The sequence below is a fragment of the Paenibacillus borealis genome (assembly GCF_000758665.1).
Classification (GTDB): domain Bacteria; phylum Bacillota; class Bacilli; order Paenibacillales; family Paenibacillaceae; genus Paenibacillus_AQ; species Paenibacillus_AQ borealis.
Window position 1 is genome coordinate 7,362,664 of record NZ_CP009285.1, and the last position, 12,576, is coordinate 7,375,239.

At 50.8% G+C, this 12,576-nt stretch carries 16 protein-coding genes; 1 reads left to right on the forward strand and 15 read right to left on the reverse strand.

From position 1 onward, the window contains the following. Window positions 1–12 precede the first annotated feature (12 nt). The gene (gene gerD, locus PBOR_RS31240; RefSeq protein ID WP_042217853.1) at window positions 13–705 is read left to right on the forward strand and encodes a spore germination lipoprotein GerD; all 693 of its coding nucleotides are present in this window, start codon (window positions 13–15) and stop codon (window positions 703–705) included. A 79-nt stretch (window positions 706–784) separates the two neighbouring features. On the opposite strand, the gene PBOR_RS31245 is transcribed toward gerD, so the two are convergent. The 15 genes from PBOR_RS31245 to PBOR_RS31310 all read right to left on the reverse strand — a co-directional run bounded on the left by PBOR_RS31245 (window position 785) and on the right by PBOR_RS31310 (window position 12,570). Further along, window positions 785–1,894 carry an Mrp/NBP35 family ATP-binding protein gene (locus PBOR_RS31245; RefSeq protein WP_042217854.1) on the reverse strand — a complete coding sequence of 370 codons (1,110 nt, stop codon included), beginning with the start codon at window positions 1,892–1,894 and terminating at the stop codon, window positions 785–787. An 89-nt stretch (window positions 1,895–1,983) separates the two neighbouring features. Further along, entirely contained in the window at window positions 1,984–2,730 is a 747-nt protein-coding gene (gene cwlD / locus PBOR_RS31250; protein ID WP_042217856.1) for an N-acetylmuramoyl-L-alanine amidase CwlD, read from the reverse strand. Between the two features lie 72 nt (window positions 2,731–2,802). Beyond that, window positions 2,803–3,978, reverse strand: a complete 1,176-nt coding sequence (gene sat, locus PBOR_RS31255; protein WP_042217858.1) for a sulfate adenylyltransferase — start codon at window positions 3,976–3,978, stop codon at window positions 2,803–2,805. Between the two features lie 35 nt (window positions 3,979–4,013). Next, on the reverse strand, window positions 4,014–4,706 hold the full coding sequence (locus tag PBOR_RS31260) for a phosphoadenylyl-sulfate reductase (protein ID WP_042217860.1): 693 nt from the start codon (window positions 4,704–4,706) through the stop codon (window positions 4,014–4,016). 230 nt (window positions 4,707–4,936) lie between these two features. Beyond that, the gene (locus PBOR_RS31265; RefSeq protein ID WP_042217861.1) at window positions 4,937–5,461 is read right to left on the reverse strand and encodes a hypothetical protein; all 525 of its coding nucleotides are present in this window, start codon (window positions 5,459–5,461) and stop codon (window positions 4,937–4,939) included. 130 nt (window positions 5,462–5,591) lie between these two features. Then, entirely contained in the window at window positions 5,592–5,723 is a 132-nt protein-coding gene (locus PBOR_RS38415) for a hypothetical protein (RefSeq protein WP_281192013.1), read from the reverse strand. Further along, complete coding sequence (locus PBOR_RS31270) at window positions 5,710–5,961, reverse strand: hypothetical protein (protein ID WP_157764178.1); 252 nt, start codon at window positions 5,959–5,961, stop codon at window positions 5,710–5,712. Before PBOR_RS31270 ends, PBOR_RS38415 begins: the two co-directional genes overlap by 14 nt. 312 nt (window positions 5,962–6,273) lie before the next feature. Beyond that, the gene (locus tag PBOR_RS31280) at window positions 6,274–6,579 is read right to left on the reverse strand and encodes a hypothetical protein (RefSeq protein ID WP_042217866.1); all 306 of its coding nucleotides are present in this window, start codon (window positions 6,577–6,579) and stop codon (window positions 6,274–6,276) included. Between the two features lie 147 nt (window positions 6,580–6,726). After that, the gene (locus PBOR_RS37865) at window positions 6,727–6,834 is read right to left on the reverse strand and encodes a CD1375 family protein (RefSeq protein ID WP_216626823.1); all 108 of its coding nucleotides are present in this window, start codon (window positions 6,832–6,834) and stop codon (window positions 6,727–6,729) included. Further along, window positions 6,834–7,346: an XkdW family protein gene (locus tag PBOR_RS31285; RefSeq protein ID WP_042217868.1), complete on the reverse strand. Its 513-nt coding sequence runs from the start codon at window positions 7,344–7,346 to the stop codon at window positions 6,834–6,836. Before PBOR_RS31285 ends, PBOR_RS37865 begins: the two co-directional genes overlap by 1 nt. A 22-nt stretch (window positions 7,347–7,368) precedes the next feature. After that, entirely contained in the window at window positions 7,369–10,158 is a 2,790-nt protein-coding gene (locus PBOR_RS35845) for a hypothetical protein (RefSeq protein WP_052429718.1), read from the reverse strand. A gap of 12 nt (window positions 10,159–10,170) precedes the next feature. Beyond that, the gene (locus PBOR_RS31295) at window positions 10,171–10,722 is read right to left on the reverse strand and encodes a phage tail protein I (RefSeq protein WP_042217870.1); all 552 of its coding nucleotides are present in this window, start codon (window positions 10,720–10,722) and stop codon (window positions 10,171–10,173) included. Then, window positions 10,715–11,842 carry a baseplate assembly protein gene (locus tag PBOR_RS31300; RefSeq protein WP_042217872.1) on the reverse strand — a complete coding sequence of 376 codons (1,128 nt, stop codon included), beginning with the start codon at window positions 11,840–11,842 and terminating at the stop codon, window positions 10,715–10,717. Before PBOR_RS31300 ends, PBOR_RS31295 begins: the two co-directional genes overlap by 8 nt. A 3-nt stretch (window positions 11,843–11,845) precedes the next feature. Then, complete coding sequence (locus tag PBOR_RS31305) at window positions 11,846–12,175, reverse strand: GPW/gp25 family protein (protein ID WP_042217874.1); 330 nt, start codon at window positions 12,173–12,175, stop codon at window positions 11,846–11,848. Then, window positions 12,172–12,570 (reverse strand): phage tail protein, encoded by a 399-nt coding sequence (locus PBOR_RS31310; protein ID WP_042220130.1) that lies wholly within the window; start codon window positions 12,568–12,570, stop codon window positions 12,172–12,174. The genes PBOR_RS31305 and PBOR_RS31310 overlap by 4 nt, the downstream gene beginning before the upstream one ends. Window positions 12,571–12,576: the final 6 nt, after the last annotated feature.

Sequence of the window (12,576 nt, forward strand, 5' to 3'; positions counted from 1 at the left end):
AGGGCAGCGCCAATGAAATGGAGGACTTTGTGGTCTGGAGGCTTGGCACTCGGCTTGGTTATGGCCTTAACGGCCTGCGGAGGCGAACAGAGCAGTTCTTCTTCCGGACAGGGCGGATATAAGGAAATGAAGACGATGGTTGTAGATATATTGAAAAGTGATGAGGGAAAAAAGGCGGTTGAAGAAGCCCTTTCTACCCCCAGCTCGGGTGAAAGCAGCACAAGCGGGCTGAGCATGAAAATGATGCCCATGCAAACCACCGAGCAGATCCGGATCGCGGTTAAGGATACGATCACAGCTCCGGAGTACCAGAAGGAAATCGAAAAGATCATGACGGACCCGCAATTTGCCGGGGAGTTCGCCAAAGCGATTAATACGCAGAGCAAGGAATTGCATCTTCAATTAATCAAGGATCCCACTTATCAAAAGTCCGTCGAAGAAATCATGAAGTCGCCTGAAATGATGAAGATGTTCCTCGACCTTACTAAGACTTCCGATTACCGCAAACAGTCCATGACCATTATGCAGGAGGCCATGCAGAATCCGCTCTTCCGGATGGAGGTGCTCGACCTGCTCAAATCTGTAGTCCAGGAAGAGCTGCAGCCTAAGGTACAGAAAAAGGATGCGGAGAAAAGCGGCGGAGAGGGACAGGGAAGCGGAGGCGACAGTCAGAAGCAGGAAGGCGGAGATGATTCCGGCTCTTAAAATAACATATATATTCTTTTCAAAAAAGGCCTTGCCCCATATGGGACAGGCCTTTTTGTATGAGACACGCCGGCATTACTTACTGTTCGTACTTGGCGATTAACTTGTCTGCAATTTCTGCAAACAACCCTCCGGTTGGCGTATCCGCCTTATACACCGACGGTGAGAAATCAGGCTCAGAAATATGGTTGTCCGGTGCTCCAAGCGGCACCTGGGCCAGCAGCTCCGTATGCAGCGTTTCGGCCAGACGGGCCCCTCCGCCGCGTCCGAAGATATAATCCTTCTTCCCGCAGGAGGAACATTCGTAATAGGCCATATTCTCGATAACCCCAAGAATCTCATGCTCAGTCTGCAGAGCCATAGAGCCCGCTCTTGCTGCCACAAAGGCCGCCGTAGCATGAGGGGTAGTTACAATGATCTCCTTGCTGTGCGGCAGCATCTGATGCACGTCAAGCGCCACATCGCCCGTTCCCGGAGGCAGGTCCAGCAGCAGATAATCCAGCTCACCCCAGCCTACATCGCTGAAGAACTGGCGCAGCATTTTGCCAAGCATCGGCCCTCTCCAGATCACCGGACTATTCTCCCGGATGAAGAAGCCCATCGACATGACTTTCACTCCGAATCGCTCCACCGGAATAATGACGCCTTCTTCCACAATTGGCCCTTCTTCAATGCCCATCATATCCGGGATACTGAAACCGTAGATGTCAGCATCGATCAGACCGACCTTTTTGCCCTTTCTGGCTAGTGCTACGGCCAGGTTCACCGTCACCGTTGACTTCCCCACTCCGCCCTTGCCGCTGGCGATAGCGATGAAGTTCACTCCTGAGTTCTCATTGATCAGCTCATGCCCCTCAAGGCCCGCTGCATGACCTTTCAGCTTCTCGCCTTGTTCTGGTTCCTGCTCGTCCTCTGCACTCTCTCCGCGGAGTATAGCCCGTTCATAATCGGTGGCATCACGCAGACGGATATGCACATTCCCTGCATGAGCCGCTGCAAGCAAATCACGGACCTGCTGCTCCAGCTCCATGCGCTTCTTCTCATCGGTATCGAGACATACGATGGATAGTGATATCCGGTCCTCTTTAATCATGATATCGCGGATTAACTGTAATTCGACAAGGCTTTTTCCGGATTCCGGGTCTGTGAGCGGCTGCAAAAGTTCCTGAATTTGTTCCCTAGTCAGCATGGAAAGCACCTCTGTTTCCTCTCCGGCGGGTAAGCTCCGGTATTTTCGTCTATTATAGCATTACCCTCCGGCGGAAGAGTAGTCCCACCCTATGGCTGCTCAGAGGTATACCGCAGGATCCCCCGGTAGATACTGGTAGCCACCTTCCGCTGATACACATCATCTCCGAGCAGGGCTGATTCTTCAGGATGGGATAAGAAACCTACTTCAACCAACGCCGCCGGCATTTTTAATGCTTTTAGCAAATATACGGTATTCACGGTCTTGGCCACACGGTCTGTATTCTCAAGTGTAGCCCTCAGCTCATCCTGTACCAATCCGGCCAACGCCTTGTTGCCCTCATTGCTTGGATAATAGAAGGTTTGTGCTCCGCTCCAGCGGTTCGAAGGAATACTGTTCATATGTACGCTGATAAACAGATCGGCGCCCTTCTCCTCGATGCTTCTGACCCGCTGCTTCAGATCCTCCGTCTTGCGCTTGGCATACCCTTTGGTGCTGTCCTGGGCCAGATCATAGTCGCCTTCCCGGGTCATCACTACGATCGCTCCCGCCTGCTGCAGATAGTCGCGCAAATAAAGGGACACCGAGAGGTTAATATCCTTCTCAATCAGGCCCTCACGGCTGACTGCACCGCCATCGGGCCCCCCGTGGCCCGCATCAATGGCAATAACCTTGCCTGAAAGCGGCAGACTCCAATAATTGATCGTCTTGGCAGTCGGCATATCATAAGCAATGATACCGATCATCACAGCGAGTAGTACAGCGCCCAGGATGCTTTTTTTGATGCTGTTCCAAGAGATCCAGACCGAGACTTTATGCTGCTGTCGGCCAGACATAACAAAGACCCCCTCGTCCCGATAGATTCTACTCATCTATATGGGACAAGAGGGCCAAATAGTACTGGCTGTTTAGGACTTTACAGAGACTTCCGGAGACATTCCCTCGATTAGAATCTGCGCCACTTCAGGACGCGTGAATTCAGGAGGAGGACATTGTCCGTCGCGAAGAAGTGCCCGTACCTTGGTACCGGAGAGCGTCAAATGCTGATCGCCCGGATGCGGGCAGGTTTTGCTCGAGGCCATATTGCCGCATTTCACACAGAAGAAGCTGTGCTCGAAGAATAATGGCGTAATGCCAAGCTCCTCGGCGGTAAAGTTCGCGAAGATCTCCTGCGCTTCGTAAGTGCCGTAGTAGTCACCCACACCGGCATGATCACGGCCGACAATGAAATGTGTACAGCCGTAATTCTTGCGCACCATCGCATGGAATATCGCCTCACGTGGTCCGGCATAACGCATTGCCGCCGGGAATACACCAAGGAACGTGCGGTTCTCCGGATAATAATTCTCCAGCAGCGCAAGATAACTCTTCATCCGCACATTGGCCGGCACATCGTCAGACTTGGTTTCACCCACAAGCGGATTCAGGAACAGAGCGTCTACAACCTCCATAGCGCACTTCTGGATGTACTCATGAGCACGGTGTACCGGATTGCGTGTCTGGAAGCCCACGACGGTTCTCCAGCCTTTATCCGCGAAGATCTGACGGGTCTCGGCAGGATCGAAATAGAACTCAGCGAATTTCTCAGGCTGCGGCCGGTTCAATACAGTTATAGGACCGCCTACATAAGTTGCCGGACGGCCGAGCAGTTTACTTACGCCAGGATGCTCAGGATCGGTTGTCTTAAAGACATTCTGCGCTTCAAGCTGCTGATCCACTTCGTAGATGCTTTCAATATCAAGCAGTCCGTAGACAATGCCGTCATCTTCACCAATCAGCGACACTCTATCACCTACTGCAAGGGATGCCGCCTGCTTGTCATCTACAGCAAGTGTGATAGGAATGCTCCATACGGTTCCATCTGCCAGACGCATGCTTGTGACCACAGATTGGTAGTCCGCTTCATTCAAGAAACCAGTGAGCGGCGAAAATGCCCCAACACCAATCAAATCCAAATCAGATAATGTCCATGTATTAAGAGCAATTGATTTATTGGCTGAGGCCTGCTGCAGCAGTTCTTCTCTCTGTTCTCCGGCGGCGTAGCGCTGGATCAGTGTTCCTCCATGAGGAAGTATTGAAGTCATTCCTGTTCTCTCCTCCTGTGTGCAATGCTAGTGTGTTATTTATGCAGTCCGCATTCTGTTTTGTCTGATCCAGCCCATCTTCCGGCACGCGGATCTTCACCAGGCATAACCGCCCGGGTGCATTGTTCACAGCCGATACTAGGGAAGTTACGGTCATGAAGCGGATTATATACCACATCATTCTCGCGGATATAATTCCATACATCCTCTGTCGTCCAGTTAGCAATCGGATTAAACTTCACGAGTCCGAATTTATTATCATACTCTACCTTCTTGGCGTTAGCCCGGGTAGGCGCCTGATCACGGCGGATCCCGGTAATCCAAGCGTCGTATTGTGAAAGAATACGCGTGAGCGGCTCAACCTTACGGATGGCGCAGCATTGATTCGGGTCAGTGTTCCATAGTGCCTCACCATACTGCAGTGCCTGCTCTTCCACTGTAATCTGCGGCGATACACGGACGAATTCCATTCCGTACTTGCCAGCCATAACATCTCTTGTCTCATAGGTTTCCTTGAAATGATAATCGGTGTCGAGATAGAACACATCTGTCGATGGGCTGACCTTCTGGATCATATCTACCAGTACTACATCCTCAGCACCAAAACTGCAGGCAAACGTTATATTAGGAAAAGTCTCTACCGCCCAGCGGATAATCTCTTGGGGAGTGGCATTCTCCAATTCTTCAGCTTTAACTTTGATTAAATCCTCTTTCTCGAGCAGATTCATCTAATCTTCCTCCATCCGGATATAGCCAAGATCGAATCCTCTGAGAGATTAATCCCGACTAATTCTATATGGTATAGTATATCCGTTTCAGTGGCGAAGTCAATGGGTTTTGTTCATTTTGGAATAAAGTATGCGGGGAATTAATATTTGGGTGATAAAAAACATATAAAAAGCTCCCGGCCATAAGGCTGAGAGCATGAATTCCTTTAGAACAAGGGAATAGATATTATTTAATTGTTAGTTACTGCTTGTGTAAACATTTCAAAATGTTGTTCTTCAGTGTACTCATTTGTTATGCGGCCCTCTGAGGTAAAGGAAAGTCCATCATGACGTGTATATATCAACAAGTTATCTTGAACCTTTGTATAAAATAATTCAAGGTTATATATGCTTTTTGTCTGCATCTCATTACCGTATTCAACTTCAGCTTTGCTTATAGATAAAGTTAAAACTTTCTTTCCCTCATAGGGACCATAAATTACTGAAACATTAGATTCGGTATTTACATTTTTAATAAGTTTTCCTTTCTCGTCAGTATACGTAATCACGACAGTATTCCGGAGACCTTCTTTCGTCTCTTTATCAAGATTGACAAAGATTGATTCTACTTCCAATCCAGGAATGGCTGGTACTTTTGCAGTATCTATATATTCTTTTATAGTGTCATTAGTTTTGGTGAAATTTTGTTGATCTGAAGAACACCCTATGATCGTAATCAGTAATAAAATAACCAGCATTAATTTTCCGGTTTTCATGGTTCCTCCTTCATTAATTAGATAGCAGGACCTTAGGTGAGATATCAATAACATACCACTATTTTACATTATTTACAAAGTGTAAGATGACTCTTAACATTTCGAGAACTGTGGAGCACGACGAGCGCTCTTAGGCATGTTTCTTACGTTCAGGCAGGGCATAGCTGCGCTCAATCAGTGCCACCGTAGCTGTTGCAAGTACCGGATGCAGCCCATTAAGCCGGGACAAGGATTTAAGCTGTACCTGATCAAGCGTCAGCATCGCGCTTCGCCTCCTCTTTAACGGCCGGAAAGATCATAAACAGATCCTGCCGCCGGGTATACATGAGGACAGTCAGGATTACCAGCCCCAGCGTGGTACCGGTCTGCGCAATAGCCCAGCCTTGTGATTTCAGTGCGGCATAAACAGCGGAATCCCCAGATGTGATTGAGAAACGAATCCAGAATGCCACGGCCATCTTGACCGTATATGCCCCCAGGAAGAAGAACGCAGCCAACATGAACAAGCTCACCACCCGGGCGCGGAATCTCTTCCGGAAGTACAAAAAAAGCGCGGCCATAAGCAGCAGCGCACAGATAAATGATATAAAATAAGCAATCAACAGCAAAATATCAATGCCCCCCATGATTAACACCCCGATCGTATATTAGAAATTCAGCAAAACCGTTGTTCCGGATCTCCTCTTGTATGTCCTTTGATGTATCCTTGTACCTGGCAATCGCAAATGATACCCTGCGGGATGCCCGCGCCAGCTCCTGCTCTCTCTCTTTATGCTGGGGCGATAAACGTTTTATCCATCGACTAAACACGGTTATCCTCCCCTGTCCTCATCATTGCCGGCATTATTGCTTGCGGCATGATCTATTTTGAGCCCCTGAAGTACTTGGAGTGTCGGTGCCATAAAGTCTGACCGCTCCTTGTCGAGGATACTTTGCAGCCGGTCCCGGTCCTCCTCGGCACGATCCAGCAGCTCACGCGGCACCCATTTTCCGCGCCGGATGTCTCTCACAAAGCCAAATACTACGAAGACCAATACAAGTGCCAAAATGTAAGCAAGTCCATATTTATCTGCGAGCGGCAGCAGCTTTTCCAAGTTCAATACATTGTTGTTATCCATTCCCCCGCTCCTCTCTCTGATATAAAAAGCCCCCGAAGGGGCTTCGGAGGCAAAATAAAAACGCCATTATGGGCGCTAGCGATATCTATTCAACAGGCAATGGGTTCCGATCTCATCCAGTTCAGAAGCGGCCCAGCTAAACACTAGTTAAGCATTGTCGGCCAGGAGTGCCTGAACCTCATCTCGGATCACGAGGGGGACCTGCTCAATTGTTTTGAGTCCCTTACGGATCAGGCTTGCATATACTTGCGGCATTATACGTCACCCCCGATCAGCGGTAATACTAGCTCGTACAGTTCAACCAGGGCAAGCTGTGCGCCTGTGGCCTCATCTTGAGCAGACTGTAATTGCTCATACGTCTTCGTCAATGCTATCCGAGTTTGTGCCAACTCTTCGCGTACCTGCTCAATTTCCGTTAGCTCCGGTGGCTTATTGGCTTCGGCCTCCTGGTAGGCTTCCCAGGCTGCTTGCAGCTCAGCTTTTGTAGGTTGTGGTTCGTCTAAATTCCAGAGCGCGATATATGGGCCACGCTCTACCAGGTCGTAATCTTCGCCCTCGGTCAGCAGGTTATAGTCGATGCCGTAACGGTAATGTATGCCCTCAATGGGTTCCTCGCCCTCTTCAGGCGGCTTAATCTCATAGCGGACCCGGCCTTTTTCTTCGGCACCGGGTCGCAGAACGGGTTCCGGGCCGTTATTCTGCACCCTAAAATCTCGCATTGGGTCAGCGTTCGGGTATAGATACATGATTGCCAGTGCTATGTTCATTTTTCAAACCTCCTTCTATGTTCTAGGCAATTCTCGTAATCATGACATAAGAGTAAGCACCATCCGGGTTAGTTGTTGCACCTGCAGTGCTAGTCATCCAAATAGCCAGCGTGCCACCTGCAGCCACCCCCAACATCAATGCTCCACTAGCGGCAGTATAGCCAGAACTTCCGGGCCGTGTATGAGAAATAACTGATGTAACCCCGGAGCTTGAACCTACTGCTAGTTTCAATTCAGCCCCGCCCGTGGCATTAGTGAACTGAATTGAGGCTGTAATCGCGTACACACCCGCCATTTTAGCGGTAAAGACGCCCGTTGTCGGATCATACTCTCCTAGATTGTCGTTACCTTCCGATCCATAAATAACCTTTGTCCAAACGTTCGTGGCTATGGTTTGTTGAGCATTATGAGTGCCGTAGATAAATGATCGTGCCGACCATGTATTATCTCCCCATGGGTTAATAACTCCACCATTTGCCCCATCAAGGGCACCACTCATTATAGTTCCCGAAGTGTTAACGAGCGCCCCGCCACTTGGAAGAATAGCCGTGGTGTTTCCGGTTCCTGCGCAATTTATAACGGTTACTTGCCCCTTCTCCACATGAATTGCAACACTGCGATTAGATATTGTACACCCTTCGACTAATCCACATTGATTAAAGAAGGTAATTCCTGTGTTAGCGCTAGAAGCATTCACTATACAGCTAGTAAAATCGCACTTCCCACCATCATACGCATAAAATGGCGACTGAGTGGTAGAGGTTGCTGTAAAACCATTAACTACAACACGAATACATCTCGCGGCGGTGAATGATCGAATAGACGCCGAAGTGCCATTAAACGCAACATAACCCGCACCATTAGTCCCGGATATAATCACATCTTCTGCATAAGTCCCAGCCGCAACGTTGACAGCAACCGTGTGATTAACCACCTGCGGAATCATGCTAATCGCTTTGCCGATCGTCTTGAACGCCCCACCCGCAGTATTAGCCAGCCCTGTATTCCCATCATTACCATCCGTCCGCACATAGTAAGTAATATCCGCCGTGGTCTGCTGCGGTGTAGCGGTTAGATTGGCCTTAGTATTCAGCTGCCCTTGAATCCCCGCTGTCACGCCGTCCAGGTAACCAAACTCTGCATTGGACACAACACCTGTCCCGATCTTGGTAGCATCAATAGCTGCTGCGGTATTAACGTCAGCATTAACAATCGCCCCTGCGGTGATTGTAGCCGTCCCCGCTCCTGCAGCCATCGTGATATCTCCGGAGATAGCCGGGAGACGCGCGGCGGCAAGCGTTCCGCTCGACAAGTCCGCAGCGGATCGTGTAGGCAAGTCCGCCAAGGATGCCCCTGTTTTGCTGAGCTTGCTCCAGGCAATGGCTGCAGCGGCATTTACATCCGCATCCACAATTACACCGGCTGCAATCGCAGTCACACCGTCCCCTGTACTGGTTACATCACCTGTATGATTAGGGTGGGTGTATACCGTGGCATTCGTGCCATTGATGGTGATTACTCCGTTTGAGGCCGAATTGGCTACAACAGTAGCCCCGGCTGCAATGCCGTCCAGCTTGGCTTTATCTGCGGCCGACTCCAGTCCGGCAGTTGTCGTAGTTGCTACAGCGGTTGAGGCTTTAGCATTCCAGGTTGATTTTTCAGTATCGGTGACGAATCTATTCGAAGCATCTTGCACAATGATGCCTGGTGGATGTGTGGCTGGGTGAGTATAGTTATTGGCTCCTGCTGCTACTCCATCCAGTTTCGCCTTATCGGCAGCCGATTGAAATCCGGCTACTGTTGTTGTAGCCACTGCGTGCGCCGCGCCTCCAGAACCAATATGAGAGGTTAAATTAGCCTGGACGGCATTAGCCTTAGCCGTAGCATCCGTCGCAGCCGCTGCCTGAGCAGCGGCCGCTTTTGTGGTTGCGTCAGCTGCCGCTGCGGTCTTGGCAGCATCCGCCTTGTCCTGTGCTCCCGCCGGTGTCTCCTTAGCGTTCCATGCCGTCCGCTCCGCCGCCGTAAGATGCCGCGTGGCATCATCCGCATGCGCCTTAGCCGCTTCCAGCGTTGTGGCCGGCGCAGTCCGCCAAGAAGACTTGCCTGTGATAGATTTGATCATATTGGCCAGCCAGCCCAGCAGGGTTGTAATAGTGCCAGAATCTCCTGTCGGGGCTGTGGCATCTGATATTGTCCGGTTGCCTATAACCGCGTCTGATGCAGACGCGGCTCCGCCAGCCCCCGCCGTAATTCCCGAGAGTTTGTTCTTCTCGGTCGTGGTGTAGTCATTGGCGGACAGCCCCTTGCCAGATACCTTATCTACCTTAGCAGCGTCAACAGCGTCCAACTCGGACTTTTTCGCGAATACTAGTGATTCATCAATCACCGCCTTAATATTCGCCGCCGTCCCAACGACAACAACGCAGTCAAATGCCTTCTCAATGATATCCGTTCCGCCGCCGGGCGCGATATAATCCGCTGTCACTCCGGCATTGGCATAGGCGTACAGGATCTCTCCGCCATCCGGATCTTGAGCAAATACCCCAACCTCCCGGAAATAAAAGCCTGTGGTGATATCGGCGTTGGACAGAGTCGTGCCGATAATCACTTTGTTAGGCGGTTGCATCTGAAGACGGGCAATAGGCAAACTTTTCTTGAGGGATATCAGCGCATTTAGCGCTGGTACGGATTGTCCGCTAAGCGATCCGTCGCCAATGGCGATCCTGGTATAGTTGAGCTGTGCTCCCGCCTGTGCTTTTCCTTGCAGTGCCAATCCTTTATTGGTTAATGTCATGCCTCCAAATACTGCCACATGTTTCCCTCCCTAAATCGTAATGTGTTCCCCGAAATGTAAAAAGCCGCCGAAGTAAAAGGGCAGCTGCTCAGCTTGTGAAATTGTGACGCTGTCCAGCACAGCTGATAAACGTTTGACTGCATCGACAGCGGCAATGAACTCCTGTGCCCGCTCCGCAGTCACATCGGCATTGTTGGTGACTACCCGGAAATGATGCGGATCCCCGCCATACTGCCACCATTCTTCCACTGCACCTTGGCCAAACAAGATCGCAATCAGGTCCTCTACCGCTCCGGCTGTACCTTTATGCCTGTGAAATGGGATTGCATTTTGGATCAGCAGCCGCTTTTGATCCAAAGGCAGATCGGGATCATAATAGGGCGGCTTGAACTGCCAGGCCAGTTCATCTGCTTCTGCATTAGTCCACTCTGCTGACCGCCCGAACAGCTCCAGGCCAGCAATCATTCTGCTTGTCTCTTGCAGCTGTATATCCAGTGCAACAGCAGCCGCAGCCATAGCAGGATCATTACGGATGGGAAGCGGCAGCAGATCAAACAGACTTACGGTCTGAATATTAATCATCTGCCAGCCCTCCATAAGTAATTGTCGTTGTGCCAGTCTGAGCGATCTGGGTTGCTGACAAAACCGTGTACCCGGGCGCTGCCGCGACCACCCGTAGCGCCCCGGCGGCCATGATTCGGGCTATCAACTCCGAGGGGTTAATATCCCGTCCCAGCTTGGAACGCTGCCAGAGCTGATAAGCAGCAACTGCCGCCGATACGGCTGCCTGGATACCAGGTACCTCAGCAGCCCGGCTGCGGCTGATATAATAGGTAACTGCTGTGTTAAAGCTGACTGGTTGTGGCGCACTCACGGTTACCAGGTCTGTCAGTGGCCGGATCCCCCGGTCTTCCAAGGTCTCGGCAATGGAACTCAGCACATCTTCACCGGGTATCTGCCCCTCGGCAAGTAAAGGGACGACCGTAACACGGCCTGCTGCCGGAGAGTACGCATGAACATCCAGGATCGCAGAGGATGTGGACTTGGCCCAGAATTCGTAAGCTCCCTGTGGACCAGCCGTCGAATAGGATTCCGGTGCGTTGCGGATACGTTCTTTGAAAGCTTCATCCGTTTCTGCAGCGGCTCCACCGGAGCTGGTTGTCAGATTGGTTACAGATTGGACAAAGGGCAACGGGTCCATCTGAACGTTAATCTGCCCGGGTAAGAATCCGTTCCCTATCGTTCCGGAGTCGGAGCATTGTGCCGTTGCAATACCCGCCGTCTCTCCCGCCGGAATTTCCAAATACTCCGTAGTTGTAAAATAGATTGAACCATTGCCGCCCTGCGCCCCAACGCGGGTTCCTGCAGGAATCGAAGTCACTGAAGCCAGCGGAATGGATAAAACAAACTGAAGAGTGACGATTGCCGCCGACGCCTTCAAGCGCTTCGAACCCTGAAAAACGCCCATATGATCCAGGAGCGTCCCGGAGGCGTAGCGCAGCAGATTTGCTTTTGACGTCTGATTAATAAGCACCTTCTGCTGTACAATGACCGCTGCCAGCGAGGACAAAAAAAGCCGCACCGGATCGGCGGGCTGCAAAGTGCGTCCAGCAAGGCCTTCATATATAGTGATCACATTCTGCTGTATGGCTGCTGCGTCCTCTTCGACGAAGAGAATTTCCGGTAATTCAGCATATTCCAACGTCTATTCCTCCTCTGCCAGAGTATATTTCACTACAACTGCCAAACGGCCGTTAAGCGAGTTTTCTTTATCTTTGTGAAAAGAAACATCGGCTACCGAGGCGCGCGGTTCCTGTTCTGTAATGGCTGTGATGATTTCTGCGGTCAGGCGGGTTTCGGCAATGAATGCAGGCTCATCAATAATCGTGTAATCCAGGCCAACCTCCCGGACCAACGGAGCGCTTCCCCACGGAGTAGCTAGGATCATCCGAATATTCTGAGAGACTTCTTCCTCAACCGTTAACGGACTGAAATTGATCAGGGTGGGCTGTGTCATATCCACGGTATACATCATTTCACATACTCCTCAAGTGAGATTGTGACCTGTGCGTCCAAAACATTGCCGATGCTATCCAGCCTGCTCCAATCCTGGGACAACCCGCTGATCACCCACAGTCCGACTCCCACATTCTTACGTCCTATGACAAGCGGCATCGCTTTACCGGCACGATCGAGTTCTGTGAGCCTATCGAGTTCTTTACGCGGATTAAGGCCAAGCGCAGCGGAGAAATGGACCGCAAACGAAACAGAATCTGCCCCGGGTCCCACAAATTCCTTTTTGGGCTTTTGACCGATAATGTCGTGCTGTGCCCACCGGCTGGAGCTGCTCCGCTTGAATTCATCTATAGTGCGAATTGCACCTTCCGCAACGACAAAAACGACCGGCCCTAAACTGCCAATCTTGTTCATTTTATA